Source organism: Akkermansia sp. JRP_AM1, assembly GCF_049262625.1.
GTDB lineage: Bacteria > Verrucomicrobiota > Verrucomicrobiia > Verrucomicrobiales > Akkermansiaceae > Akkermansia > Akkermansia massiliensis.
In genome coordinates this window covers 2,517,729-2,541,612 of sequence record NZ_CP118234.1, presented here as the reverse complement: position 1 = coordinate 2,541,612, position 23,884 = coordinate 2,517,729, and the positions used below count along the sequence as shown (strand labels likewise).

General features: G+C 58.4%; 27 protein-coding genes, 2 pseudogenes and 1 riboswitch. Of the genes and pseudogenes, 15 read left to right on the top strand and 14 right to left on the bottom strand.

What is annotated here, in order from left to right:
- Nucleotides 1-5: 5 nt before the first annotated feature.
- From PVA48_RS12210 to PVA48_RS12155, 12 genes are all read left to right on the top strand, one after another.
- Nucleotides 6-188 (top strand): hypothetical protein, encoded by a 183-nt coding sequence (locus PVA48_RS12210; protein WP_423231821.1) that lies wholly within the window; start codon nucleotides 6-8, stop codon nucleotides 186-188.
- A 12-nt stretch (nucleotides 189-200) separates the two neighbouring features.
- A complete protein-coding gene (locus tag PVA48_RS12205; protein ID WP_102726909.1) occupies nucleotides 201-872 on the top strand; it encodes a DUF2786 domain-containing protein in 672 nt (223 codons plus the stop codon).
- Nucleotides 865-1,158: a hypothetical protein gene (locus tag PVA48_RS12200; protein ID WP_102726910.1), complete on the top strand. Its 294-nt coding sequence runs from the start codon at nucleotides 865-867 to the stop codon at nucleotides 1,156-1,158. Before PVA48_RS12205 ends, PVA48_RS12200 begins: the two co-directional genes overlap by 8 nt.
- A gap of 18 nt (nucleotides 1,159-1,176) precedes the next feature.
- The gene (locus PVA48_RS12195) at nucleotides 1,177-2,814 is read left to right on the top strand and encodes a hypothetical protein (RefSeq protein ID WP_146019237.1); all 1,638 of its coding nucleotides are present in this window, start codon (nucleotides 1,177-1,179) and stop codon (nucleotides 2,812-2,814) included.
- A 6-nt stretch (nucleotides 2,815-2,820) separates the two neighbouring features.
- Nucleotides 2,821-3,768, top strand: coding sequence for an AAA family ATPase (locus tag PVA48_RS12190; protein ID WP_102726912.1), 948 nt, complete (start codon nucleotides 2,821-2,823; stop codon nucleotides 3,766-3,768).
- Nucleotide 3,769: 1 nt separating this feature from the next.
- Entirely contained in the window at nucleotides 3,770-4,030 is a 261-nt protein-coding gene (locus PVA48_RS12185) for a hypothetical protein (protein ID WP_102726913.1), read from the top strand.
- Entirely contained in the window at nucleotides 4,023-4,253 is a 231-nt protein-coding gene (locus PVA48_RS12180; protein ID WP_102726914.1) for a hypothetical protein, read from the top strand. The genes PVA48_RS12185 and PVA48_RS12180 overlap by 8 nt, the downstream gene beginning before the upstream one ends.
- Before the next feature lies 1 nt (nucleotide 4,254).
- Nucleotides 4,255-4,986 carry a hypothetical protein gene (locus PVA48_RS12175; RefSeq protein WP_423231820.1) on the top strand — a complete coding sequence of 244 codons (732 nt, stop codon included), beginning with the start codon at nucleotides 4,255-4,257 and terminating at the stop codon, nucleotides 4,984-4,986.
- Nucleotides 4,890-6,143, top strand: coding sequence for a hypothetical protein (locus PVA48_RS12170; protein ID WP_423231819.1), 1,254 nt, complete (start codon nucleotides 4,890-4,892; stop codon nucleotides 6,141-6,143). The genes PVA48_RS12175 and PVA48_RS12170 overlap by 97 nt, the downstream gene beginning before the upstream one ends.
- Nucleotides 6,140-6,439, top strand: coding sequence for a hypothetical protein (locus tag PVA48_RS12165; protein WP_102728076.1), 300 nt, complete (start codon nucleotides 6,140-6,142; stop codon nucleotides 6,437-6,439). Before PVA48_RS12170 ends, PVA48_RS12165 begins: the two co-directional genes overlap by 4 nt.
- A gap of 1 nt (nucleotide 6,440) precedes the next feature.
- Entirely contained in the window at nucleotides 6,441-6,806 is a 366-nt protein-coding gene (locus PVA48_RS12160) for a hypothetical protein (protein WP_102726917.1), read from the top strand.
- A 64-nt stretch (nucleotides 6,807-6,870) separates the two neighbouring features.
- Nucleotides 6,871-7,590 (top strand): DNA-methyltransferase, encoded by a 720-nt coding sequence (locus PVA48_RS12155; protein WP_102726918.1) that lies wholly within the window; start codon nucleotides 6,871-6,873, stop codon nucleotides 7,588-7,590.
- 222 nt (nucleotides 7,591-7,812) lie between these two features.
- Here the strand turns inward: PVA48_RS12155 and PVA48_RS12150 are convergent, their stop codons facing one another.
- The 13 genes and pseudogenes from PVA48_RS12150 to PVA48_RS12090 all read right to left on the bottom strand — a co-directional run bounded on the left by PVA48_RS12150 (nucleotide 7,813) and on the right by PVA48_RS12090 (nucleotide 20,454).
- Nucleotides 7,813-8,340 carry a hypothetical protein gene (locus tag PVA48_RS12150; protein ID WP_423231818.1) on the bottom strand — a complete coding sequence of 176 codons (528 nt, stop codon included), beginning with the start codon at nucleotides 8,338-8,340 and terminating at the stop codon, nucleotides 7,813-7,815.
- A 55-nt stretch (nucleotides 8,341-8,395) separates the two neighbouring features.
- A complete protein-coding gene (locus PVA48_RS12145; protein WP_423231817.1) occupies nucleotides 8,396-8,668 on the bottom strand; it encodes a hypothetical protein in 273 nt (90 codons plus the stop codon).
- A gap of 132 nt (nucleotides 8,669-8,800) precedes the next feature.
- Nucleotides 8,801-9,610 (bottom strand): PEP-CTERM sorting domain-containing protein, encoded by an 810-nt coding sequence (locus tag PVA48_RS12140; RefSeq protein ID WP_022397394.1) that lies wholly within the window; start codon nucleotides 9,608-9,610, stop codon nucleotides 8,801-8,803.
- Between the two features lie 545 nt (nucleotides 9,611-10,155).
- A complete protein-coding gene (locus tag PVA48_RS12135) occupies nucleotides 10,156-10,692 on the bottom strand; it encodes a hypothetical protein (RefSeq protein WP_423231816.1) in 537 nt (178 codons plus the stop codon).
- A complete protein-coding gene (locus tag PVA48_RS12130; RefSeq protein WP_423231815.1) occupies nucleotides 10,637-11,476 on the bottom strand; it encodes a Gfo/Idh/MocA family protein in 840 nt (279 codons plus the stop codon). Before PVA48_RS12130 ends, PVA48_RS12135 begins: the two co-directional genes overlap by 56 nt.
- A 22-nt stretch (nucleotides 11,477-11,498) precedes the next feature.
- A complete protein-coding gene (locus PVA48_RS12125; RefSeq protein WP_102728073.1) occupies nucleotides 11,499-13,601 on the bottom strand; it encodes a M3 family metallopeptidase in 2,103 nt (700 codons plus the stop codon).
- 160 nt (nucleotides 13,602-13,761) lie between these two features.
- Nucleotides 13,762-13,869 (bottom strand): annotated as a pseudogene (locus tag PVA48_RS12120) (acyltransferase); the annotation flags it as partial.
- A 519-nt stretch (nucleotides 13,870-14,388) separates the two neighbouring features.
- Entirely contained in the window at nucleotides 14,389-14,928 is a 540-nt protein-coding gene (locus PVA48_RS12115; RefSeq protein WP_423231814.1) for a tetratricopeptide repeat protein, read from the bottom strand.
- A complete protein-coding gene (locus tag PVA48_RS12110; protein ID WP_423231813.1) occupies nucleotides 14,928-16,001 on the bottom strand; it encodes a tetratricopeptide repeat protein in 1,074 nt (357 codons plus the stop codon). Before PVA48_RS12110 ends, PVA48_RS12115 begins: the two co-directional genes overlap by 1 nt.
- A gap of 13 nt (nucleotides 16,002-16,014) precedes the next feature.
- On the bottom strand, nucleotides 16,015-17,772 hold the full coding sequence (gene argS, locus PVA48_RS12105; protein WP_102728238.1) for an arginine--tRNA ligase: 1,758 nt from the start codon (nucleotides 17,770-17,772) through the stop codon (nucleotides 16,015-16,017).
- A gap of 139 nt (nucleotides 17,773-17,911) precedes the next feature.
- Nucleotides 17,912-18,364, bottom strand: coding sequence for a four helix bundle suffix domain-containing protein (locus tag PVA48_RS12100; RefSeq protein ID WP_215451215.1), 453 nt, complete (start codon nucleotides 18,362-18,364; stop codon nucleotides 17,912-17,914).
- A gap of 601 nt (nucleotides 18,365-18,965) precedes the next feature.
- Nucleotides 18,966-19,490 (bottom strand): hypothetical protein, encoded by a 525-nt coding sequence (locus PVA48_RS12095; RefSeq protein WP_102728070.1) that lies wholly within the window; start codon nucleotides 19,488-19,490, stop codon nucleotides 18,966-18,968.
- A gap of 109 nt (nucleotides 19,491-19,599) precedes the next feature.
- Nucleotides 19,600-20,454, bottom strand: a complete 855-nt coding sequence (locus tag PVA48_RS12090; protein WP_102728069.1) for a hypothetical protein — start codon at nucleotides 20,452-20,454, stop codon at nucleotides 19,600-19,602.
- A 193-nt stretch (nucleotides 20,455-20,647) separates the two neighbouring features.
- Between PVA48_RS12090 and PVA48_RS12085 the strand changes: the two genes are divergently transcribed.
- Both PVA48_RS12085 and PVA48_RS12080 read left to right on the top strand, forming a co-directional pair.
- A complete protein-coding gene (locus PVA48_RS12085; protein ID WP_102721495.1) occupies nucleotides 20,648-21,148 on the top strand; it encodes a GNAT family N-acetyltransferase in 501 nt (166 codons plus the stop codon).
- Nucleotides 21,149-21,312: 164 nt separating this feature from the next.
- On the top strand, nucleotides 21,313-22,326 hold the full coding sequence (locus PVA48_RS12080) for a TlpA disulfide reductase family protein (RefSeq protein ID WP_102728068.1): 1,014 nt from the start codon (nucleotides 21,313-21,315) through the stop codon (nucleotides 22,324-22,326).
- Nucleotides 22,327-22,331: 5 nt separating this feature from the next.
- On the opposite strand, the gene PVA48_RS12075 is transcribed toward PVA48_RS12080, so the two are convergent.
- On the bottom strand, nucleotides 22,332-22,727 hold the full coding sequence (locus PVA48_RS12075; protein ID WP_423231812.1) for a TfoX/Sxy family protein: 396 nt from the start codon (nucleotides 22,725-22,727) through the stop codon (nucleotides 22,332-22,334).
- A 268-nt stretch (nucleotides 22,728-22,995) separates the two neighbouring features.
- Nucleotides 22,996-23,222, top strand: a riboswitch (cobalamin riboswitch).
- Between the two features lie 12 nt (nucleotides 23,223-23,234).
- Between PVA48_RS12075 and PVA48_RS12070 the strand changes: the two are divergent.
- A pseudogene (locus tag PVA48_RS12070) lies at nucleotides 23,235-23,837 on the top strand (sirohydrochlorin cobaltochelatase); the annotation flags it as partial.
- Nucleotides 23,838-23,884: the final 47 nt, after the last annotated feature.

Here is a 23,884-nt window from a genome sequence, read left to right as displayed (position 1 = left end):
ACCCCGTGTATATCGAAATCGACGAGGAAAGCAAGAAGCCCGTCGGAATCCTCCCGAAAGCCATCACCAGTCTTAAAACGGGCCTCCAAAACTGGAACGTCTTTGACGGTGAAGCAAAACGCGTCTTTGCCCAACTGTTGAAGGAAGTTCTTAGTGACCTGCCGGAAGAGCTTAAAAAGTACCTCTAACTTTACGCGACTATGAATCACGACGATTTGATAGCCAAACTTCAAAAGCTGCTCGCCCTCGCCCAGCGTGGCGAGGGCGGGGAAGCCGTCAATGCCCGCGAATTGCTGGACAAGATGATGGCCAAATACGGCATCGACGAGGCCAGCCTGACCGACATCCGCACCTTGAGATGTGCCACAGACTCCGACGCAGAAAAGGAACTTCTGATTGTTGTCATCAGTTTTGCCCTGCAAATTCCAACGGTCCAGGTGGAAGCAGACATCATCGTCCGCACAGATGATTTTGGGATGGACCTGAAAATGACGGTGGAACAACATGGATTGACTGCCGCTTTATTCCAACATCACCGTGTTGGGCTGGGAAGGTCCATTGAAAAACTGGCCTCAGACCAATCCAGGCAGGCAGCCTTAATCCATGAGGAAATAGGCCGTCTGACCTCCAAAATAAGAGACCTGAAAGCCATCTCCGGCAACCTCAAAAAGACCCAGGAGAAGGCCCTTCAAATGGCCGTGTGCGCGTATGTCAACCTCAACAACCTGGTTGATTATGCTGGGTGGAAAAACGCCACCTCCGACGGTTCTGACGCCATCCAGTCCGCCATGGCTTCATGCGTCCAAATGGACACCAACCCCAACCAACTTCCGGCACAACGCCTGGGCAACGATAACCAATCCGATGATTGATTTACCCATCATAGAACGGCAAATCCGTCTTAGGGCGGCCTATCGTTCCCTACGCCATAGTATCTACAGTGACCGTGAATTGTCCCGTATGGAATGGGAGCGTGATTGCTGCCGCTATCCCCTGCGCGGCTATTTCAGGCAAAGAATGTACGAGAACATTAAAGCAGCCTGGTTCCTACGTAGCATCAGCAGGGGGACGTACCGCATCATCATGCGGAGTCAAAACGCATCTTGGGATGATGCCACCATCAACCTCGGCAAGGGCAAATGCCATTTTTCTAAATAATTCCTGATTCAATTTATCATGGCAATACTTCCAGACCATTCTTTCAACGCCTTTTCCGCAGGCCGTTCCGGGCGACCTCGGAAAGTGGAACTGACGGAGGAACAGAAAAAAGAACTGGCAGCCCTCTACCTGGCGACCAACGCCACCAGGAAAAGCGGCAGCATGACGCTGGCGTGGTCCATTTTTGCCAGCCAACACCCGGAACTTGGATGGGATGCCGCAGCCAAATCCAGCAAGCACATCATTCCAGCAGTGGCGCGGGATGTTATGAAACATGCCCGGCCCATGGTTGGATACCATCGTGGAGGAGAACGCAAATTAAGGGAATTAGCCTATTCCCCAGGACTCCTCCGCCGCAACCTGGACGGAGGACTGCTGCGAGCCGGACAACGCGCGTCCTGGGACGACGCCACCATTAACTTTGGCGTGTGCGTCCCATGGCCTTGGAGGGGAAGCGGCGACAAGTGTGCTGAAAAATATGGCGTGCGCCTGGGACGCTTCCAACTTTTGGTCTGCCATGACGACGCCACCAGCTTCATTCCCGCCTACTCTTATATTATCAGATACGAGCAAACCTACCGCGGGGAGGACGTGGCCGGAGCCATGATACGCACCTGCCGGGACGTAGGCATTTTTGATTCCTTCGTATTGGAAGGAGGCGTCTGGAAAAGCGACCGTGTCCAGCGGTTGCTGGACGGCTTAGGCATCCGCCACATTGACGCGAAAGGAAGACCCCAATGTAAATTAGTAGAAAACTTCTTCAATCGTCTCTGGTCCGTCCTCTCGGTGGTGCCCGGCCAGGTTGGCCGCTACCAGGCGGAAAACAAATCAACCAGCGAAAAATACGTCGCCTGCCGCAACGGACGCCAGGACCCGCGCACCCTTTTTCCCATGCTCACGGACGCCCTGGCCGCCATTGACTGGGCCATTAACTACCTCAATACACATCCGGTGGAATCCCGCGAGTACGGCAAGTGGATTCCCCGCGACCGTTGGGAGGCGGACCTTGCGGCGCATCCCATGCGCCAAGTGGATGCCGATTTCTCCTGGTTGCAGGCTCCGGCCATCGTGAAGCGCAAAGTGGTCAGGGGAATGCTCCGGGCTACCGTCCCCGGCCCTCTGGGGGTGCCGCAACGCTGGACCTTCAGCGCGCCGTGGCTCTGGACCGAAGAAGGAAAGGAACTCATGCTCCACTTTGACCCCTTGGGCGAATGGCCGCTTTCCGCCGTCGTGACGGCTCCGGGAAGCGTCAAAGTCCTGGGAGAAGTCTCCTGCACCAATCCGGTCAGCATGGGTGGATGTGGCGAAGACATTTCCCTTCAAATCCGCCAGATTGTTCGCACGGAATATCGCCTTTTGACTGCTACAGGAAAAACGGGCCGGGAATCCACCCTCCGCGCCCTCAACGGTCAAACCTCTATTGCCCAGGGCGTCAAAGGACAGGACGGCGACGTCACCGCGGACACTCCGCCGGACGCTGTCCAGGTTCCCGCTAAGGTGCGCGCTTCCAAGCTGGCAGACCCTCTTTCCCGCGCCGCGGCAGAGGACAGCCGCTCCACTGTTCCCCAACCAATCACCCCCGCCACGCGGGACGACTTCGCCGCCATGCGCCGCCGCGCCCGGCAGGCAAACACAGCAACCACCCTCAACTTCTAAAAAATCATGAACAAATACGAATTATCAACACATCCGGACGTTGGCAGCCTGGCGGACAGGCAAGCCAGCCTCCACCTCAATGACCAGGACTTCTGCCGCCGTGTAGGGTTCTCACTGGCCGCATCCTCCTGGGGTAAAATCAAGGCCGGCACCTGGTCCGGCAATTGCGACAATGCCCTGGTGGCCGTCCAGCAGGCCCTTGCCTCCGGTGACGACCAGCCAGCCGCGCCCGTCGTGGATGGGGACACCGTTCTTCTTCCTCATATCTCCCTGGCCGTGGACGCCGTAGAAGCGGCCTCCTGCACCAAAGACGAGCATCGGTTGGTTTTCATCGTCGGAAAAACAGGTTCCGGCAAATCCAAGACGGCGGCCTATCTGGCCTCCAGATTCAACGGAGCTATCATCAACGCGGCCCCGGCTTGGGAAAAAAGTTACCTGCACGCCCTGGCCTCCATCGGCGCGGGGCTGGGCATCGGCAACTCCTGGCGGTCTGCGGGCGACGCGGAACGCTCCATCATTCAAGCCCTCCAGACAGCCCCGCGCCTCATCATCATTGACGAGGCCAACCACTTCAACAGGGCAACTCTCAACTTCCTGAAAACCGTCCTCAACCTGACGCGGTGCGGCTTGGTCCTGCTGACCCTCCCGGACCATATGGCCCGCATGTCTGCGGACAGCCGCGAAGAATTCCCCCAGCTCCTGCGACGCAGCATCGCCATCATCCATATCCCCAGCATCACTGGGGAGGAAGTATCTGCCATTCAGCGCGGACTATTCCCGCAAATGGATATCCGCAACACCTCCCCCATTTGCGCCCTTGCCAACCAGTTCTACAACCTGGACACCGTCCGTCGCGTGCTGGAAGAAATCGACGCCGGACAAACGCCGGACGCCGCCGTCAAGGCGGTGCGCCGCCAAATTCAGGCCATCACTCCAACCCAATCCCTCAACTAGCATGACCGCTCCCGCCACCATTGAAACGGAAACCGCCGCGCAATTCATCAGCATGGCTCTCTCCACTTATGGAGTGCCGTTCCAGGTACTTTCTCCGACTCCTTACCCCGACAAAATCGGCATCCGTCTGCACCCAGAAGAGCAATACTGTATCGTCCACGCGGAAGCTTTCCTGGCCTGGATGTCCACCACACGGCCATCCCTTGACAAACTCCGCGCCACTCTCGACAAAAAAATCAAACTAAACCGTCGTCATGTCTAACTGGACCGTAACCGTCCGCAGGAAGAACGAGATGAAGCCCACCCACCATCTCTGGCTTAACAGGAACATATGGTGGCTGGTCATCTCCCTATATAATAAGGAAACACGCAAAACGATGCGGCACCGTCAAAGTCTCCGGACGGAGGACCAGGCCGTCGCCATCAAACGGCGGGACAAAGTTCTGCAGGCTCTCTATGCCGCCTACGGAAAGGAAGAAAAATAATATGGTCAGAGAGCCGGAAGCCATGCCCTTTTGGGAAGCCCTATCCCTCTTGGAAGGGAAAGAAGCCGTCGCCTCCGCCATGACCACGGCGGAATGGCGGCGCATGCCCGTGGCTGTCCGGCTCAAATCTCAATTTTCCGCCACGCTCACTTCCGTAAAAGCCGCCAAGGCCATCACGGATTACCTGACGGGCTATGTCCGCGGAGACAAGGCCGTCAATGACCTCGGCCAAGAATACCAAGTGTATCAAGGCCGGGCGGAATTCGTGGCCCAAATGAGGGACATCATGATCGAGGAGGGCTTCGGCAAAGTTCTTCATGACGGGACGTTGGACCCGGAAATTCATGACAACGACCTCCGGGACCTGCGCGGCTGCCGCCGCCTTCAACTCATCTTTGACACCCAGACGGAGCAGGCCGCCTCCTACGCCCAATGGCAGGAGGGACAGGACCCGGACATTCTGGACATCTTCCCCTGTCAAAATTCGTCCGCGTCCGTCCGGTTCACACGCCGCGCCCTTACCATGATGCCGCTATTGGCACCATCCGCCGCAAGGATGACCTGGCCTTCTGGGTTTCCCTCAATCGGGATTTTCAAGTTCCATGGGGGCCTTGGGGCTTCAACTCCGGCTGCGGTGTGGAGGACGTGGACCGCGACGAGGCAGAGGCGGAAGGCGTCATCAAGCCGACAGACAAGGTCCAGCCAATCGCCAAAGACTTTTTGGAAGGTCTGAACGAATCCATCCGTGGCCTGGATGACCAGGCGCGCCGCTATATTCAAGCCCAGCTTGATAATCAGGTCCGCTTCCTGGGTGATTCCGCGTTTTTCAACCCCAAGGACCAGCCGCTGCCCGTTGACCCGGCACAGATCCCGCCCGTGCGTCCGGCCAAAACTCCGGAGCAAATCGACGCCCAGAAAAAGCGCATTGGAGAAACCATTGCCGCTCGCCAGCAGCGGCAGGCAGACCAGCGCGCCGCCGTGGAAAAAACAGCCAAGGAAGACTTCCGCGCCCGCAGGGACGCCGCCCTTGGACCTCTCCGGGAACACAGGGACAGCTTGCTCCAGCAAGTGGCGCAAGACAAATCTATTGAGTCCTGGATGGCTTATAGAGCCGCGGATGAAGCTTACATCAAAGCGGCGAAATCCTGGAATCCCGGAGGCATGCTTCACAAAGCCATGATTAAGGACATTGCCCAGCGTCAAGCAAAACTATGGGACAAGACCTATCGCGACTCCCTCCGCTTCCTAGGCACGGAAGGCATGCTTGTGCCTAAAGACAAGCGAGGCATGATTGCCCCGTCCTCCGTCATCATTGACTCACATCTACGCATCAAGGCAGACAAGCCGCGCAAACTCTCCCCCAACATCCGCAAGGGGCTGGACCTCGTTACATCCATTGTCCCGGCAGACAAGCTCCCTTCCGGGCTGGGCCTGCAAATCGTCAAAAACAACAGTCTCCGCGCTTTCCAACTGGACGGAAATATTAAAATATCCGACCAGCACGCCCCGTCTGTCGTCGCTCACGAGCTGGCCCATGCCATCGAATTTTCCAACCCTGACGTTCTCCGTAAATCCGCAGCTTTCCTGTACGACCGCGGGGAGGGGATGCCTGCAAAATCCTTATCCAAACTTGAACCGGGAGTTAAATACAAATCCGTGGAAAAAGCCCTGGAAGACAAATGGAAGGAACGGGGAGGACGGGCTTATATTGGCAAAGTTTACGTAAGGGGCTATCATTCGGAAATGAAAAGGGAGGACTTTGTGGCAAACGTCCAAGGCTCTGAAATCCTGTCCATGGGAATTCAACGCCTACTGGAAGACCCCGTCAGATTCCGCCAGCAGGACCCGGACTATTTTAACTTCATTAAATCCCAATTAAGCCGCATATGATGTATCTTACGAAATCCCAGATGGATAAAATGGATGCTCTTTTTGACGCCCAGGAACTCCCGGACACGTTTCCCGAAGACATGGAATATGCCTTCATGGACTTGCTCGCTCCGGAAATGACCCTGGAACGTTATCTTGCCATGCCGGAGCAGGAGCGGAAGAAATGGTGGATTAACTGTGACACCCAGCCCGCAGCACCTACGGGATTCACGGACCCGGAAAACGGAGAAGAAATCTACGCCACCCACTACTACTTTGAGCCTGCCAGTCCGGAAATCCTCGACCGAATTTATTAATATGAAAAAAGCAAAACAACTCGAACTTCCTATTGCCTATCCTGAAAGCGGACGCTGGTTCGTTCCGGTCCGGCAATATAAAATAGACGAAAGGACCTATGCCCTCCGCATGGGCAAGCCTGTCCAGTTGGGCACCTCCTACGAAATATCCCGTGAGTTCCGCGTTGGCCGCCGTGTTCTGGCACGTCTGGCTGATGCTGGATTCATCGAACGTCTTCGTCCCACTCCATTCATGAGCATGTACTACTATGCCGACGTGGCTTCTTTTTTGGAACGCACGCGCCAAGACCCCAATTTCTGGACGGAAGCGCGTCGGGAGGCTTATCTGAACGGAGAAAATCCAGAAGAGGCTTCCATTATTCATTAGAGGCACGGAGATTATCCAGGGCGAGCCGTACAAGGCCGCCCTGTTTTTTTATATACTCCGCCGCATGTTCACCAACTCCCCTATTATCTGCGGTGATTCTCTTCCGGTCATGCGCGGTCTTCCGGACCAATCCTATGATGCTATCATCACTGACCCCCCTTATGCTTCCGGAGGATTGACGACCGCGGAGCGCAAGACTTCCCCGGCACGCAAATACATTTCATCCGCCAAATATCTTTCTTTCGAGTCGGATACACGGGACCAGCGTTCCCATTTCCTCTGGTCTGTCATGTGGATGCAGGAGGCTTTCAGGCTCACCCGCCACAGCGGCTGGTTCATGTGCTTTACAGACTGGCGGCAATTGCCGACAACCAGTGATGCCTTGCAGGTGGCAGGCTGGACTTGGCGTGCCCTCGTCACGTGGGACAAGACGGAGGCTTGCCGCCCGCATCAGGGTATGTTCCGCAACCAATCGGAGTTCATCTTGATTGCTACACGCGGGAGCATTGGCAAAGAGCAGGACCGCCCGCGCGTCTTTCCGGCTGGCGTCTGGCGGGAATACCTCCGCCCAGGGGACAAGATGCACCTCACAGGCAAGCCCGTCAATCTTATGACCCATCTCATGAGCGTTCTTCCTGCGGATTCCTGCCTTCTGGACCCCTTTGCCGGGTCTGGCACTACTCTTCTCGCTGCCCGGCAACTGGGCCACACGGCCCACGGCATTGAGCTTTCCCCTGACTATGCCCGTATCGCCAGAGACAGGCTGGCAGCACCCGCCAACTAGCCGCGGAGACTCCGCGGACGCCTCGCCACTCCGCGCGGAGAGCGACCCAGAGAGCGTGGAGAGGGTGTCCCACATGGGACAAATGACCCTTTCAGAATTTCAGGTTTCACCCTTTCAGGGAATTATGTGTGTAAATGCTCCCGTGACCCTTTCGTCTCCCCTCAACAACCTAGTAATTTCAAGGCTTTTCAACCTTCTTCAACCAATTTCCACCCTTTTCAACTATTTATGCTTGGTCACACTGACGGGCTTCGGCTCCGGAGCGGGAGGGGCCGGGGTATCATCCGTGCGGACAGTCAGCGCATTCAGATTCAGGGTTCCGGTTCCGGCGGAGCTGCCTTCCTTCACCACGTCAAAAACGAGCGTCCCTGCCTCATCCGCTGCCGCGGTCCATTCCACCGCCATGTAGGTATCCGCGTCCGCCGTGTTGACGCCCCCTTTCCACGTGTCTTCCGTGCGGGAACCGGTGGAGGTCTGAAGCGCCTTCACGTCCACATGCTCTCCGGACACCAGGGAAACGGACTGGTACGCCGGCTTTCCGTTGCCCAGGAAAAAAGAAACGGCATATTCCTTGCCCGGCGCCAGTCCGGAGAGGGAGACGCGCACCGTCCCGGCCCGGACCGCCATGCCGTTGGTAAACAATTGCAGACTCGTATTCAGGGCTTCCCCATGATTCGGAAAGGAGAAGGCGCTTTCCGCCTGCAGCACGCCGCCCGGCTGCCCTCCGCGGGTTTCCCCTTTTCCCGCCACGTTGAATTGGCGTTGTTATAGCACATGTTTCCCACGCTCGCTTCCGATTTGGCCGTTACCGCCAGATAAACGGAGCGGCCAAACAGCGTTCCAGCCAGCACGGGGAGGAAGAGGCTTCCAGGTTATTCCTCCGCAGGGGCACGCTTTTCAGCGTGGAGGATGGCGTGGTGGTCACCACCCCCATATTCGTCCAGCCCGGCTGTGCCGCAGAAGCCGCATTGCCGAAGTCCACGCCAAAGGATTCCACCGTTCCCGCACCCTGCCCCGGATTCCCCAGAGCGGAGAGAGCCACCGCCACAAGGACGCCGAAGAGAGATTTCTTTTTCATAGATATAAGGTTATTAAATAATCTAACAGATAGACTTCTGCAAATAAAAAATGCCGGAAAGGAGGGATGAACAACATGGGCGGTCCATCCCTTCTTTCCGGACATCTCGTCAAAGATAATGCTGAATGCTCCTTAGTTTTTGCGCCGCCGCAACAGCAGCGCCGCCAGTCCGAGCAACCCCAGGGATGCCGTGGCCGGTTCGGGAATGGGTTCGGTTGCCAGCATGAATCCGTTCAAGCTGACATCTGCATTTACCACATCCGCGGCCGCTCCGGCGGAGCGTTCATAAGTGAGCGTCACCTGGCCCGAATTGTTTGTGGTGAATGCCCATTCCATCCCCACGCCGGAAGAATCCGTCGTCCCCTGGAAGGTTGAACCGGTCACCGTTCCCGCTCCTTCATAGCCGTCCATCAGGCTGCCTGTGACATTGCTGACACCGCCCGAGAGGGCCATGCTGGTTTTATTGGTTGAGAAACCGTTGTTGCCCAGAACGTACAGATAATAGGTGGTATTGGCCGCCAGGCCGCTCAACGTGAATTGCAGGCCGACGGTCTGCCCCTTCACCCCGTTGCACTTGCCGGAAATGGAAGATTGCGCCATGCTGTCCGGGAAGAGGGAGTTGATGGAGGGGGACGTGCCTGTCGCGTCCAGGTAACCCGCATTCATGGCGGCGGTGCTTTTGTACGCCATGGTGAGCGTGACGTCCTGACCGCCCAGATTGCCGAGAACCACGGACGGGGAAACATTTCCCCCGTTTTTGCTCAAGGAAGCAATGGAGGCGTAGGAGGCGGCTTTTCCTCCCGTGATGGAGGAAGCCTGGGTAGCCACACTGATCCAATCCGGATCCCCCGCAGAGGAAGAACCCAGATTAATTTTCAGGGAAGCCGCAGAAGCCGCGGAGACGGCACCTGCCAATAATAGCAGAATGAATGATTTCTTCATGGTTTTAGCCAATTCACAAGATATATGCCGGATTTGGAATCCGGTATGGATGTTACAGCCGTGAAAAATTGTTCTTCCTGATGCTCTGCAACATTTCCCCATCCCCCTTTTCACAGCCTTATACCGCCGGCCCTGACGGCTACCGCCGCCAACATGCAGAGACGGTCAGTAATGATCGCCGGAACAAAAAGAAAGCCTGTTATATCAGGAAATCCCTACGGCAATTTCCAGGATATTGCCAAGCCAAATTTCCTTAAAACGTTTTTCTTTCAATTTTGTAGGCTTGACTCCGGATTCCAAATCCGTCCGTTTTATAACCCTGTCCTGACCAATAAGTTATTTTTTATCATTTAAAACCGGAATATTTATGATTTCCAGACTTGACCAAATATTCTTTTTCTGCATTTCCACGAATTCCATTAATTATTCCGTTTTTCATGGAGGAAGATGGTTGCAGCCATCTACGGTTCCACATCCGGAACCAGCAATAAAAAACGGACGGTTTCCCGTCCGTTTTCTGGAAATTGAAGTGTTGAACTACCGGATCAGTAGTCCAGTTCACCTCTCATGACCCGGCGCTCGAATTCGGCCACGTCCACCACCTGGCCGGTCAGCCGGGCGTGTTCCGTGGCAAAGGCCATGACATGGGAGTGGGCGGATTCTTCAATGGAGGTGGTCATGTCCGCCGGAGAGGGAACCGTCAGCATGTCATCGTAAAGGGCTTCCACCAGCCCCCAGTCACCGCCGCCGTGGCCCTGGTAGCCGCCAGCCAGTTCCTCCAGCTCCACCACGCGGGTTTTTCCGCCAAAGTGGGGCGTGACGGTGATTTCACCGGGGCCGTTTTCCTTGTAGAAGGCTCCGGCGCGGATTTTGCCTTTGGTGCCGTATACTTCAATATGGCGGCCCTGTTCAAAGGCCGTCATCGTGAAGGTGCCGGTCAGGCCGCCTTCAAAGCGCATGATGGAAACCTGGTGGTCCGGCTGGTCGTTGTCGCACTGGAGGTAGTCCCTGCCCCACGGGGAGGTTTCAAGCCATTCGCAGATTTCCTCTGCGGTGGCTTCCTGCGCGCGGTCGTAAACCATGCCCAGCCAGCGCTTGCATTCGTCGTCCGTGGCGTATTTGCGGGCGTCCCAGGGGTCTTCCCCCACCGGGGTGGTCCAGTCCGTGCAGCGTTCCGGCCGGGGGGAGGAGCGTTTTTTTCGTGAAGAAGGTGAGCTCCCCGAAGCTGGCTACGGAGAGGCACTTGCGCCGCCCCATGAGCCAGTAGAGGATGTCCATGTCATGGCAGCATTTGGCCACGATCATGGGGGTGGAGGTTTTGCTGTTGCCCCAGTGGCCGCGCACGAAGGAGTGGGCGAAGTGCCACGCCCCCACGCCTTCATTGGCGTTGAAGGTGATGACGTCCCCTATTTCCCCGCTGGCGATGATTTTTTTCAGGGTGCGGTAGAACTGGGTGTAGCGCAGCACGTGGCACACGGCCACGCGGCGTTTCAGCTGGCGCGCCAGGTCGCGCAGTTCCAGCGCTTCCTTCAGCGTCTTGGCGATGGGTTTTTCCAGCAGGACGTGGTAGCCCAGCTCCATGGCCTTTTTGCACGGGGCGTAGTGGTAGTCGTCCTGCGTGCCGATGATGGCTACGTCCGCCAGGCGCGGTTCCTCCAGCAGGGAGGCGGCGTCCTTGAACAGGCGGATGGAGTCCCGCTCCTCCTCCGGGGCAAAGTCACGCACGGCTTCCGTGCGCTGCTTCACGGGGTCCGCCGCGGCGGCGATGCGGTAGCGGTCTTTTTGTTCCATGGCCAGCTTCATGTAGGTGCGCGTGCGGGAGCCGCACCCGATGCCGGCGAGAGAGAGTCTTTTTTGTTCAGGCATGAGGGTTATATTAGAGATTGATTTAAAGGACGCCGGATTTGACAAGCAGAGCTTCCGCGTCCGGATCACGGCCCATGAAGTCGCGGTAGAGTTCCGCGGCAGGCTTGCTGTTGCCCTTGCTGAGGATGCAGCGGCGGAAGTCGCGCCCGGTCTGCGGGTTGAGCACCCCTTCCTTCAGGAAGCGGCTGAAGGCGTCCGCTTCCAGCACTTCCGCCCATTTGTAGGAGTAGTAGCCGGAGGCATAACCCGTGGGGTCCGCGAAGATGTGGGTCAGGCGGCGCGCCACGGAGGGACCGCGGTGGGTCATGGGCACCCGGTAGTCCGCCAGGATGCGTTCATCCGTTTCCTCCAGCGGAGCGCCCTTGTACTGCGGCCAGTTCACGTGAAGCTCCAGGTCCAGCTTGCCGAAGCAGAGCTGGCGCATGAAGTCCGTGCCGCTCATGTAGTTGCGGGCGGCGCGCATTTTGGAGAACAGTTCGTCCGGGATTGTTGCACCCGTTTCATAGTGCGCGGCGAAGAGGTCCACGGATTCCCGCTCCCAGCACCAGTTTTCATTGATCTGGGAGGGCAGTTCCACAAAGTCCCAGGCCACGTTGGTGCCAGCCAGGGATTTCACCTCCACATCAGAGAGGAGCTGGTGCAGCAGGTGGCCGAATTCATGGAAGATGGTTTCCACCTCCCGGTGGGACAGCAGCGCGGGCTTGTCCCCAACGGGCTTGGTCATGTTGCCGACCATGAGGCCCAGATGGGGCACGCGGGGCTTGCCGCCGCGCGGGGGTTCCCCCACGCTGAGGTAGTTCATCCACGCTCCGGCGCGCTTGGAGTCCCGCGGATGCCAGTCCGCATAAAAGGAACCGAGATGTTCCCCGCTTTCCGCATCATGCAGTTCATAGAACAGGACGTCCGGGTGCCATACTTCCACCGCGCCTTCCGGCACTTCCCCGGATTCACCGGGCTTGAACGCCACCGTGGGGCGCGGCGTTACCGTGATGCCGTACAGGCCGGAGTAGATGGAGAAGAGGCCGTCCATCACCTTTTCCACAGAGTAGTACGGGCGCAAATCTTCCTCGTCAAAGGAGTAGAGCTCGCGGCGGCGTTTTTCAGACCAGTAGGCGGTTTCCCACGGGGAGAGCTTTTCCACGGGTTTTCCGGTTTTTTCCTCCTTGTACCGCCGTACGGCTTCCATGTCTTTCAGGAAGGAGGGCTTCACCTTGTCATGGAGGTCATTAATAAAATTCAAGGCGTTGGCTCCGCTCCCGGCCATGCGGCGGGAGGTGGCGTAGTCCGCAAAGCAGCCATACCCCAGCAGATGGGCCTTTTTATCCCGCAGTTCCAGGATTTCCGCAATGAGGGCCTCGTTGTCATATTCCCCGTCCTTCCCTATGGAGCAGGAGCCTTCCCACATTTTACGGCGCAGTCCGTCCGAGTCCGCAAATTGCATGACGGGCTGGAGGGAGGTAAATTTCTGCGTGAAACGCCAGCGGGGGGCTTCTTCCGTGCCGTGGCCGTTGGCCAGGGCGTCCAGCCGGGCGGCTTCCTTCGCGGAGTCCGGCAGGCCGGAGAGTTCCGCTTCATTTTCCACGATGAGTTCCCAGGCGTTGGTGGAGTCCAGCACGTTTTCCGCGAATTTCTTGGTCTTCAGGGAGAGCCGGGCTTCTATTTCCGCATATTCCGGCTTTACCTCGTCCGGCAGGTCCGCCCCGCTTTCACGGAAGTCCGCCAGCGTTTCCTGAATGAAGCGCTGCCTGACGGGGGAGAGGTTTTTCACCCAGTCACAGGCCGCGGCTGCTTTCAGGACCGTCCACAGGCACGGGTTCAGCGGAACGGAGGAGGAGAAGGCGACCACTTCCGGCAGCATTTCCCCGATGGCTTCCCGCTGGGCAGGTTCGTCATTGACGGAGTCCAGATGCATGATGCGGCCCCAGCCGAGGTGCAGTTCCTCAGAGGCTTTTTCCAGAGCGCCGAAGGTGCTTTCATAGGTCAGGGAGTCCAGCGGCTGGTCGCAGATGGCCTGGATGTTCGCCCTGGCGCGGGCGATGGCTTCCATAACGTCCGGCTTGATGGCGTCCGGCGTGAGCCGTGACCAGGAAACGAGGAAGGAGGGGTCCAGATAGGGATGGTTCATGTTGCTTGATGTATTTGTTATTGAAAATGAAGATGGCCTTATTCCGGGAATACAGGAGTTCATGGGAGCTCCGGCCTTCCCTGCGGCGGCCATGAAAAGATGAAGTTTACCATGTTTTAGGAGAATCCGGAGGAGCGGCGTTTGCCTGTTAAATATTTTTAATGAATGCTGCGGGGTTCCCGCCTACCAGGGTATGCGGACCGACATCCTTCGTTACGACGGAGCCGGCGCCTACGATAGCCCCTTCACCCACCGTGACGCCGGGACAGAGAACCGCCCTGGAACAGATCCACGCCCCTTTTTTTATCACTACAGGCTTATTTTTCAAGATGAACAAGTTGCCGGCATCATGATTGGACGTCAGTATGGAGACCTGCGGCCCGATCAGCACGTCATCTTCTATCGTGACGCTTCCCGCGGCCATCACGTCCAGGCCTTCATTGATGAATACGCGCTCGCCCACCGAGACGCAGTGTCCGCGGTCAATCTGGAAGGGGGAGAGATGTTGGAGGATTCGGGGAACCTGCCCTCAAAGAGTTCATTCACGAGCGCCCGCACTTCCCCGTCAAACGGTGGGAGCGAATTGATTTTCTGGCAAAGCGTGCGGCTTCTCACCGTTTCCGGCCACAGTATTTCCTTGAATTCCCTGGTGTTGATCGGTTCTCCGTTTTTCAGTCTTTCGTAAATATCCATGTTGTTCGCCTTTCCAAAGTTTTTATTCATCCCAGTCCCTTTCCCGTCTAGTCTCCAGTCCGTTCCATGAGAAACGGCAGGATGGCAGGATGGATTATTTTCCGGCGGCGCGGGCTTGTTTCAGCGTGTCCAGCACTCCGGCATGGTTCGGGAAGCGTTTGAGCGCCTGTTCGCACATGTCCGCGCATTCCCGGTATTTCCCGGCCTTCAGATAGGCGCGGGCCAGCTTCCATTCCACGGGGTACGGCACCACGGGGGGCAGCAGCAGGGAGGAGAAGCGCTGGCTCCCGATGGCCTCGGACATCCAGACGCTGGCGGAGTCCGGGAACATGAGGGAGCGGATTTCAGAGGAATACAGGCTTCCCATCTGGAGGCAGCGAGCCCAGTAGGAGACGCTCATCTGCCGCCGGGCGGCGTCCGCGCCGTCCATGAGCAGGCGCAGAACGCCGGACAGTTTGTCAAAGGCGGACGCCACGGCGCCCGGCCTGCCCTGCCTGGCAGAATAACAGGCGCCCATGTATTGGGTGACCACTGCCGCCATGCCGTTGCTCAAGTCCGGAAATCCCTTGGGCAGCGGTCCCGGAGAAGCCTTGAGCACAAGAGCCTGCGCGGGCAGGTCAGGCCGGGCCAGCATCAGGCGCGCGGGCAGTGTCCTGGCCTCCCATATTTGCAGGAGGGTGCCGGGGGCCAGCGGATGCTTTTTGTCCAGGGGAACGGAAGCGGCGCGGGCGGCGACGGCGTTCGCCTGCCTGTAATGTCCGGCGCAGAATTCGGAAACGGCCCGGTAAAGGATGGAGCGGAACCAGGCGTCATCCAGCGCGGGGGAACGTTTTCCGCCTTTTCCCAGGCCAGGCACAGGTTTTCAGAGTCCTTGAAGGCGGCGCATGCCCCTTCATAGTCCCCCGTGCGGAACAGGCAATGGCCCAGCAGATGATGGGCGGACGCGGAGAAGGGGTTGGCGGCCACGGCCTTGCGGGCGGTTTCCACCGTTTCCGGGGAAATGACGGGAGCCACTTCCTCCAGCAGGGCGCGCATGAACAGGGCGGCCTGGGAGCCAGGGCGTTCTTTCAGGACGGCGTCCACCACGCGGACGGCCTCTTTCTGCCCCTCTCCGGGGTTGCCCTGCCCGTCAAAGCCGTCCCGCAGGAGCATGGCGTAAAAGAGGGGTGCGTAAGGGTCGCGCTTCCAGGTGGAGCAGATGGTTTTCCACGCTTCCTGCGCCTTCACGGGCCCGTTCATCAGCAGCACGGCCAGGGCGTCCGCATAGGCGCGTTCCTGTTCCGGACAGTCCGGACGCAGCGCCAGCTCCTTCATGCGCTTCATGGAATGGACGCGCTGGTCCTGAAAAGCGGGTCCGGCGCCCATCAGGCTCATGCACCTGCCCCAGTGGGCCATGAGGCAGTCCGGGTCCAGCCGGAGCGCGGCGTCAAATTTCCGGAAAGCACGCATGTCCCCGAAGGTGAGCAGATGCGTCATTCCTTCCAGCACCAGCATTTGCGCGGCAGGAGAGGAGGAGCCCACCATCATCGGCTCCACGCCGGGCGGCAGCACGGCAGGCTGTGCCGGAACGCCGGCGCGGAAGACGGCCTCCCGCCAGCCGTTCAGGGACGGGCTGCTCATCCAGTACCCGTGTTCCCCGCCTCCAGCAGCGGAACAGAATCCCGCCATGGCGGCGGCCAGCAGGACATGGCGGAAAGAGGTGTTCATAAGGAAGAAACGGTTACATTCTGTCCGGAAGCTGGATGCCCAGCAGGCCCAGCCCGTGCTTGAGGGTGCGGGCCGTCAGCTCGCACAGGGCCAGGCGGGAGTGCCGCACCGCCCCTTCCGATTTCAGGACCGGGCACGCCTCATAGAAGGAGTGGAAGGCGCGGGCCAGGTCAAACAGGTAGGCGGCCAGCACGTTCGGGCGGCAGTCGTCCAGCACCTGGGGCACCACTTCCCCGTAGCGGGCCAGGAGGCGGGCCAGGTGGATTTCCGCATCTTCTGAAAGCTGAATGGGGGCGGACCAGTCCAGCGGGCTGCCGTCCAGCTTGCGGAAGATGGAACGGACGCGCACATAGGAGTTCTGGAGGTACGGGGCCGTGTCCCCCTGGAGGGCCAGCATTTTGTCCCAGTTGAAGACGTAATCCGTCATTCGGTTCTGGGAGAGCTCCGCAAATTTTACGGCTCCTATGCCCACGACTTCCGCCACGCGCTTTTTTTCCTCCTCCGGCATGTCCGGGCTTTTTTCCTCCACTACGCGGGCGGCGCGTTCAATGGCTTCATCCAGCACGTCCTGGAGGGAAACGGTGTCCCCGGAACGCGTCTTGAACGGCTTGCGGTCGTCTCCCAGGATGGAGCCGAACGCGATGTGGCGGTAATCCCCATCCATGCCGCGGCGGCGCTGGGCGGAGAATATCTGGCGGAAATGCAGGGCCTGCGGTGCGCCCACCACGTACCAGATGGAATCCGCCCCCCACGTCCTGATGCGGTGGTCCAGCGTCGCGAGGTCCGTCGTGGCGTACAGGAAGCCGCCGTCCGCCTTCCGGATGATGCAGGGGTTGGCGCGCCATTCCCCCTTGTCCTGCACGAGGAAGGGGTCTTCATTGGGCGGCACGGAGCCGTCGGAAAACACGCAGATGGCGCCGTCGCTCTCCCGGGCCATTCCGGCGGCGATCATGCCGTCCACCAGCGGAGCCAGGGCGTCGTTGTAAAAGCTTTCCCCCAGCCAGTAGTCAAAGTGGATGTCAAGCTGGTCGTAGATTTTGGAAAGGCCGGATTTGGAGACTTCCACGCAGCGCTTCCAGATCGCCAGGTTTTCCCCGTCCCCGGCCTGGAGCTTCACCAGCTCCGCCTTGCAGGTGTCCAGCAGTTCCGGCTTTTCCTTGCACATCAGGTTCACGTCCTTGTACACCCGCAGCAGTTCGTCAATGGGGTTGGCGGCCAGGGCCTGCTCGTCCAGAATGTTCTTCCAGCCCCACAGGATCATGCCGAACTGGGTGCCCCAGTCCCCGATGTGGTTGTCCGTAATCACGTTGTGCCCCACAAAGCGGGCCACGCGGGAGAGGGCGTCCCCGATGATGGTGGAACGGATGTGGCCCACATGCATGGGCTTGGCGACGTTGGGCGCGGAAAAGTCAATGACGATGGTTTTGGGGTCCTGCACCTTCTCCACCCCCAGACGGTCGTCCGCCAGCATGGCCAGCAGGCGCGCGGCGTAAAATTCCGGCTTGATGCGGAAGTTGATGAACCCGGGTCCGGCGATTTCCAGGGAACAGACGCCGTCCTGCCCCATCCGGTCCACCACCTGCTGGGCCAGAGCGCGGGGATTCGTGCGGCACCGCTTGGCAAGCACCATGGCGGCGTTGCTCTGGTAGTCCCCGAACCGCAAATCCGCGGAGGGCGTCACCGAAGCGCAAAAATCAGCGGGAAGCTCCTCCCCCAACACCGCTTTCAATGCGGCGGACAACTTTTCTTCAAGAATTCCGGGTATGGTCATGTCTGCCCAGATGAACGGACATTCCAACGCCGTAGTCAAGGCGCAACTGTCATGAAGACATATCTTTTGACCTGCAACCCAGCCCGGAAATTGCCCGGGAGGACCATTGGGACGAATGAGACCGGTGAGACAATTGCTTTTACGAGCTTCCCGACTTTCTCCTCTGCTTCCGCAGCCGGGTCATTCTCTCCCTTAAGCCTCCCTCCTGCAAAAACCGTTCTTCCAGTACATTCAATTGTTTTTTCAAGAGAAAAGCGGCCTGATAAATCAGACAAACCGCCATATTCGCGAACACTTCATCGTTTCTGGAATGAGCCAGATTTAAAAACCATTCCGAATGGTCATGCCGCAGGGAGGCCTTCCGCATCAACAGAGATTCGGGAGAATCCTTATCCCATAGCCTCAACCCGCGCATACGCAAATAATCTTCATAGTCCAGCAGAAGCTCTTCCAAGCTGGCCCGGGCTACATTGGTCAGCTTGATTTCCGTTTCACGGGAAGTGGCGGAAGCCATGCTCCCCTCCGCAATATTCTGCTTGCCGGAACGCGCCGCCTGCACCATCTGGTCAGTAGTACGCGCATCACGACTCAAGTAGCGTCGCAGAAAGCTACCGTCAAATCGTAAATGATTTGGGCGTTGCGGAATGAAAGAAGCCGTCTGTAGCCGCCTCCCTTAGGCAGTAAACGCCCGTCATCCATCTGTCCTCCCTTCCCTCTCCGTCCCAAAGGACCCAGCCGTCCCCATCGTCCCATTCACGCGCTTCATCGTTTTATGGTACGATGAAAAAAGGGAGACTCAATTTTTTTCTCCCCGTCCCTCCCCGCGAACCGGGCGGCCAGCGCCCGAATCCGCCTTTTCCGTCAGCAGGCCTTTTCTAGAAGGACCGCATTCTGGAAGCCTTCAGCCATGCTTCCAGTTTCCTGGAGGCCTTTACCTCTTTTTCCCGTTTCTTTTCCGGCACGGACTTTCCGGAGAAAGCCTTCGCCAGAACCAATGCCAGTTTTCTTTTCATTTTCATTCTATTTTTCTATAGGGTTTGCTCCACCGGGAGCGGAGGAATTCAGGAAGAATCCCTGCCGTATCCCTTCGGGGAACACCGCCTACTTACTGTATGCAGGAAGTTTAGTCCATTAGAAAAAAAACGATTCCTTGTCATACTTGATACAATAAGGAAGAGAAAGCCCGCAGGCCGTTAATCAAGAGACTTTTCCAGCAGGTCCGCATCCTTGGCCGCAGAGGGGTCAAAGGGGCGGCCTATCTTTTTCATCTCCATTTCCACACGCTGGTGTGACGATTCGCCCTCCATCATGACGTCCAGGGAGCGTTTCAGGGAAGCCAGGTTGGACGTGTAAAGCTTCTGCCGCGCCGCCGAACGGGAGGCCAGCACGCCCCGCCGGTCAAACAGGGCCAGCACCGTATAAACGTCCCCGTTTTTCCCTCCGGCAATCAGGCCGACGCCAAAGAGGGGAATATTGCCCAGGAAGTCGTTTTTAGCCTTGTGGTAGCGGTAGGTCCACAAGACGCCGTTTTTCATGGTCACCACGTCGGAGGGCTGGCCCAGAGCGTCGTAAACGTCCGCCTTGGAGGATTTTCCCGGCGCCAGCCTGCCGTATACTTCCGGGGACGCCACGGATTTGTTGCCGTATGTGACGGAACAGGCGGCCAGGGCCAGGCAAAGGGCTCCCAGGAAGGGCAAGAGGACATAACGCATCTGCATGGAGGAAAGGTACGTGGCCCGGATTCCAAGTCAATCCCGCAGCCCATCATTTCCCGTGGATGCACCGGAAAGGCCGCCCCGGGAAGAAGCTCCCGCCCGGAGGCCCCCCCTACTTCTCGCCGAAGTCATATTTCTCCGTCTTCCACAGGAACATGCGCCGGTACAGGTGGTATTCCGTCACGCAGAGGACGGGCATGCCGATGATTCCGATGAACGGCAGCAGGCGGAACAGATGGCGGCACAGGAAGAGCACCACCATCAGGAAGCTTTCCCTGAATACGGTCATGTACAGGGAATACGGGTTGATGAGCGTCCTCTTGTACAGGGAGGAGGCCAGCAGCGGCCCCAGGATGGGAATGATGCCCAGCACGACCACGGCCGCAAAGGTCCAGCCCCTGCGGCGCCCAACATACGCATCATACTGGTCCACGGATTGTTCCCCCTGGAGCACCGCCTTTCCGCAGGCGGGGCAGCGCTGGTTCAGCGTAGGCTCATGGAGCGGCTGGCCGCAGTAGAAGCACCGCCGGTAGCTGCGGAGGACTTCCTCATGCCTTTTCCATCCGGTGGACGGAATCACGGTGCGCAGCCTGGAATAACCAATCCAGTTCAGGGCGCGGGGTTTGGGATTGGACGTGCCGCACTTGGGGCAGTGCAGGCCGCACGGGTACATCATGGTGCCGCATTTGGAGCAGAAAATGCGGTGGTCGTATTCCCGGCGGCGGCAAAAAAGGTAGTAGGCCCCCAGGGCCAGCCCGCCCAGGAGGCCCAGCGCGATCACCACCCACGGATACAGCAGGGAGTAGGCCACCAGGTATTCCGTCCAGGAGTGGTCGGACTGGTGCATGAGGGATTCCGGGCCGATGGGGTTCTGCGCCACGTCCGGAAGGCCGCTCACGTATTTTTCACCCATGTCCCTCAGCGGCCCCGCGGGGAGCCATTGTTGTATGGGAATGGGTTCTCTCATGATTTGGCATGCATGCAGGGTTCACAATACAGACAGGATTTCCCCCCGGTTTCCGTCAAAAAAGCCTGTGTCATCCAGCATACGGCGTCCCCGGCGGAATAGGGAGGGGAAAGTGGGCCATGGACGGAAAATTCCGCCGGGAACGTGGAAGAGGCCCTTTTCATCCGGGGCTTTTCCGTGTAATATTCCCGCCATGCCAACACTCCGCCAAGCCGCCAAGGACGACATCATGCTGATTCATGAACTGGCCCTCCAGGCTTTTCCGGCCACTTACCGGGACCTCCTTTCCCAGGAGCAGATGGATTTCATGATGGACTGGATGTATTCCCCCGCCAATCTGGAGAAGCAGATGGAGGAAGGGCACGTGTATTTCATCGCCTCCCATCAGGGGGAGGACTGCGGCTACCTGTCCGTCCAGCCGGAAGGCCCCGGCGTCTTCCACTTGCAGAAAATTTATGTTCTGCCCGGCTTCCAGGGGCTGCACATCGGCAGCTACCTGTTCCGCCAGGCCGTCAGCTACATCAGGAGCATCCACCCGGAACCGTGCCTGATGCGCCTGAACGTGAACCGCTATAATACCCGGGCGGTGGAGTTTTACCGGCGCATGGGGATGCGGGAACTGGAACGCGGGGATTTCCACATCGGCCACGGTTATTACATGACGGATTACATCATGGGGCTGGATATTGCCTGAAGCGTTTTTCCCATGGGAACGGGCCGCCGGGCTTCCCCGGACCGGAAGTGCGCAGCCCGTCGAAACAGAACAGGCGGGACAGCCGAGGAAACAACCGGAGAAGGCAGCGCGGGGCGCGAGCTTCCTTCTTGACACTCAATGCGGGATTCTGCATCATTCATCCTATGAAAACCTTTACTGCCCTCATTCTGTCCGGCTCCATTGCCGCCATGACGGCCCCGGCTTTCCTCCACGCGGCGGACAACGGGAACGGCGCCAAAGTCACCTACCCATCCTTTGACGAAGGCAGCCACCTCCACGGGCCGAGAATCAAGGCTTCCGACCTGAAGGGGAAGGTGGTGTTTTTTGAATACTGGGGCATCAACTGCCCTCCCTGCATCGCCAGCATGCCGCATTTGCAGGAATTACAGGACAAATTCCAATCCAAGGGTTTCACCGTGGTTGGCAGTCACCGCCAGGGGCTGACCCCCAGGGTGAAGCAGTTCCTGGAGGAAAAGAAGATTACCTTCCCCGTCTATCAGGGGCTGGATATTCCGGCGGCCTCCTGCCCGGGCGGCCTGCCGCATGCGGTGCTGATCGGGGCCAACGGAAAGGTGGTGGCCAAGGGGCATCCCACCCAGCTTTACGACCTGGTGAAAAAGGAGGTGATGAAGGTGGAACGCGGCCTTCCCATCCTGGAAGGCGTGGAGCTGGACAAGTACAAATCCCTGGCCAAGACGGTCGTTTCCAACGGCAGCAACATCGAGTCCAAGATCACGCCCCTGCGGAAGAAAACGGACGACGAGGAGGCCCAGGCCGTCTGCGCCGCTTTTGACGAATGGCTGGGAGACGCCAAGGACATGGTGCAGGCCCAGATCCAGTCCAACCCGCTGGAAGCGGTGACGGCCATCACGCGCCTCAAGACGGCGGTCCCCTCCGTCAAGGAGTTCGACGAACCGCTGGCGACTCTGAAGGCGAACAAGGACCTGCCGAAGCTGGCCGACCTCAACAAGAAGATTTCCGCCCTGGAACAGCGCAAGGCGAAAGGGAGAAAGGTTTCTGAATCCGACCTCAAATCCCTGACGCAGGCCGTGGACAAATTCGCGGAGTCCGATAATGAAGCCACGCAGACCGTTGCGGGCAATCTGAAAAAGAGCCTTTCTTCCCTGGCTGTGCCAGAGGCTCCGGAAGATAAATAAGCCTTTCAGCCGAACGGCATTTCATCCGGAACAAACAGGCGTTTACGGACGCCTGTTTCTTTTTCTCCGGAAGCTTTTTTCTTCTTCCCGGATAAGACATCCGGAGCGGAGAGAACGGAACAGGTTGCCCGGACAAAGGAGGAGAGAGCCCGGTCATCATCCAGTTCCGTCATCAGGAAATGCGGCCTGGCGCCGGGATAGGGACTGCCCTGCTCCTGCTGCGGAAGCAGCTTCAGGCCCGGCTCCGTGATTTTGACAAATAATTGGTTGTCACATACCAGGCCGAAATATTTCCGGTCACAGTACAGGCCGTATTCCCCAAACATTTTTTTGAAGGAAATGTCCCCGGCATGCCGGAGCTGGAAACAGATATATTCTACAACATCCGGGGAAGAAGCCATGCTCCATGTTCTCATACCTGCCCCGCCTTCTGCAAGCAGCAAACTCCGGCCTGCGGCCTACCGGATTGGAAAGCCCCGGCACGGTACGGAATGGGGCGCTTCCTCCCTCTCTTTTCCGCCGGGATTTCTGCACCCCGGAATGCCCCGTCTTCCACCGCTTCCGCATCCGGAACCTGCATTTTTTCCAAGAGCAGGCGCAGGAACGGCCAAAAGGCGGTTTTTACCCGTCCACGCACATTTTTTCCCAGTCTCCGGAAATTCGGCGGCGTTCTAATAAACATTGACAGTGACGGCTAAAAACGCCATTAAACACGCCGAAGCAACGGGGAATTCCGTGAGAACCGGAAACAGTCGCGCTGCGGTATCGGGTTACAAACCCTCAAGGAACGCTTTTCCGCCAGCGTTCCGGTCAGCCAGTCCTCCCATTCCGGAGGGTGAAGGCGAGGGGGAGGTTGGAGACCCGGAGTCCGAATATCCTTGCTCCGGTTCACCATACCTTATCAACGCATGATTGAAGCATCCTCTTACGTACCGGGGGCATTCCTGCCCCTTTCCTCCGTTTTTCTTGCAGGACTCACCCTGTTTTCCCTGCCTGTGCTTTCCGCCGCCCCATGCAGGGCGGAAGCGTCCCCCGCCCCGGCGGAACAGGCGGCGCCGTCACGGCAGGAAGGGCTTCTTCTCGTGGCCTTCGGGACCAGCCACCAGGACGCTACCGTCTCCTACAAGGAGCTGGAGAAGGACATGCTGGCCCATTATGCCCCGGACCGCCTGAAGTGGAGCTATACTTCAAGCATTATCCGCAGGAAGCTTGCCGGACGCGGAACCCCCGTTCCCTCCGTGGAGGAAAATCTGGAACAGATGGCCCGCAAAGGCATACGCACATTGCGCGTCCAGTCCCTTCACATCGCCCCCGGCGAGGAGTTTTCCCGGATGGAGAGGCAGATTGTCAGTTTCCTGGCGCGCCATCCGGACAGCTTTGACCACGTGTTCATCGGCCGCCCCCTGCTGGAAAGCGAACGGGACAGGAACGAGGCCATCACGGCCCTTCTGGAGCATTTCCCCGCGGAACGGAAGAAGGATGAAGCCATCCTGCTCATGGGGCACGGCCAGCAGGAAGGACGCTGCGACATGGTGCTTTCCGACTTCGCCCGCGAGCT

Excerpts from the sequence above, each read along its gene's own strand:
- PVA48_RS12205 (WP_102726909.1), top strand. The coding sequence starts at position 201 with ATGAATCACGACGATTTGATAGCCAAACTTCAAAAGCTGCTCGCCCTC.
- PVA48_RS12200 (WP_102726910.1), top strand. The coding sequence starts at position 865 with ATGATTGATTTACCCATCATAGAACGGCAAATCCGTCTTAGGGCGGCC.
- PVA48_RS12195 (WP_146019237.1), top strand. The coding sequence starts at position 1,177 with ATGGCAATACTTCCAGACCATTCTTTCAACGCCTTTTCCGCAGGCCGT.
- PVA48_RS12190 (WP_102726912.1), top strand. The coding sequence starts at position 2,821 with ATGAACAAATACGAATTATCAACACATCCGGACGTTGGCAGCCTGGCG.
- PVA48_RS12185 (WP_102726913.1), top strand. The coding sequence starts at position 3,770 with ATGACCGCTCCCGCCACCATTGAAACGGAAACCGCCGCGCAATTCATC.
- PVA48_RS12180 (WP_102726914.1), top strand. The coding sequence starts at position 4,023 with ATGTCTAACTGGACCGTAACCGTCCGCAGGAAGAACGAGATGAAGCCC.
- PVA48_RS12175 (WP_423231820.1), top strand. The coding sequence starts at position 4,255 with ATGGTCAGAGAGCCGGAAGCCATGCCCTTTTGGGAAGCCCTATCCCTC.
- PVA48_RS12165 (WP_102728076.1), top strand. The coding sequence starts at position 6,140 with ATGATGTATCTTACGAAATCCCAGATGGATAAAATGGATGCTCTTTTT.
- PVA48_RS12160 (WP_102726917.1), top strand. The coding sequence starts at position 6,441 with ATGAAAAAAGCAAAACAACTCGAACTTCCTATTGCCTATCCTGAAAGC.
- PVA48_RS12155 (WP_102726918.1), top strand. The coding sequence starts at position 6,871 with ATGTTCACCAACTCCCCTATTATCTGCGGTGATTCTCTTCCGGTCATG.
- PVA48_RS12145 (WP_423231817.1), bottom strand. The coding sequence starts at position 8,668 with ATGAAAAAGAAATCTCTCTTCGGCGTCCTTGTGGCGGTGGCTCTCTCC.
- PVA48_RS12140 (WP_022397394.1), bottom strand. The coding sequence starts at position 9,610 with ATGAAGAAATCATTCATTCTGCTATTATTGGCAGGTGCCGTCTCCGCG.
- PVA48_RS12135 (WP_423231816.1), bottom strand. The coding sequence starts at position 10,692 with ATGGTTTACGACCGCGCGCAGGAAGCCACCGCAGAGGAAATCTGCGAA.
- PVA48_RS12130 (WP_423231815.1), bottom strand. The coding sequence starts at position 11,476 with ATGCCTGAACAAAAAAGACTCTCTCTCGCCGGCATCGGGTGCGGCTCC.
- PVA48_RS12125 (WP_102728073.1), bottom strand. The coding sequence starts at position 13,601 with ATGAACCATCCCTATCTGGACCCCTCCTTCCTCGTTTCCTGGTCACGG.
- PVA48_RS12115 (WP_423231814.1), bottom strand. The coding sequence starts at position 14,928 with ATGCTGGCCCGGCCTGACCTGCCCGCGCAGGCTCTTGTGCTCAAGGCT.
- PVA48_RS12110 (WP_423231813.1), bottom strand. The coding sequence starts at position 16,001 with ATGAACACCTCTTTCCGCCATGTCCTGCTGGCCGCCGCCATGGCGGGA.
- argS (WP_102728238.1), bottom strand. The coding sequence starts at position 17,772 with ATGACCATACCCGGAATTCTTGAAGAAAAGTTGTCCGCCGCATTGAAA.
- PVA48_RS12095 (WP_102728070.1), bottom strand. The coding sequence starts at position 19,490 with ATGCAGATGCGTTATGTCCTCTTGCCCTTCCTGGGAGCCCTTTGCCTG.
- PVA48_RS12090 (WP_102728069.1), bottom strand. The coding sequence starts at position 20,454 with ATGAGAGAACCCATTCCCATACAACAATGGCTCCCCGCGGGGCCGCTG.
- PVA48_RS12085 (WP_102721495.1), top strand. The coding sequence starts at position 20,648 with ATGCCAACACTCCGCCAAGCCGCCAAGGACGACATCATGCTGATTCAT.
- PVA48_RS12080 (WP_102728068.1), top strand. The coding sequence starts at position 21,313 with ATGAAAACCTTTACTGCCCTCATTCTGTCCGGCTCCATTGCCGCCATG.
- PVA48_RS12075 (WP_423231812.1), bottom strand. The coding sequence starts at position 22,727 with ATGGCTTCTTCCCCGGATGTTGTAGAATATATCTGTTTCCAGCTCCGG.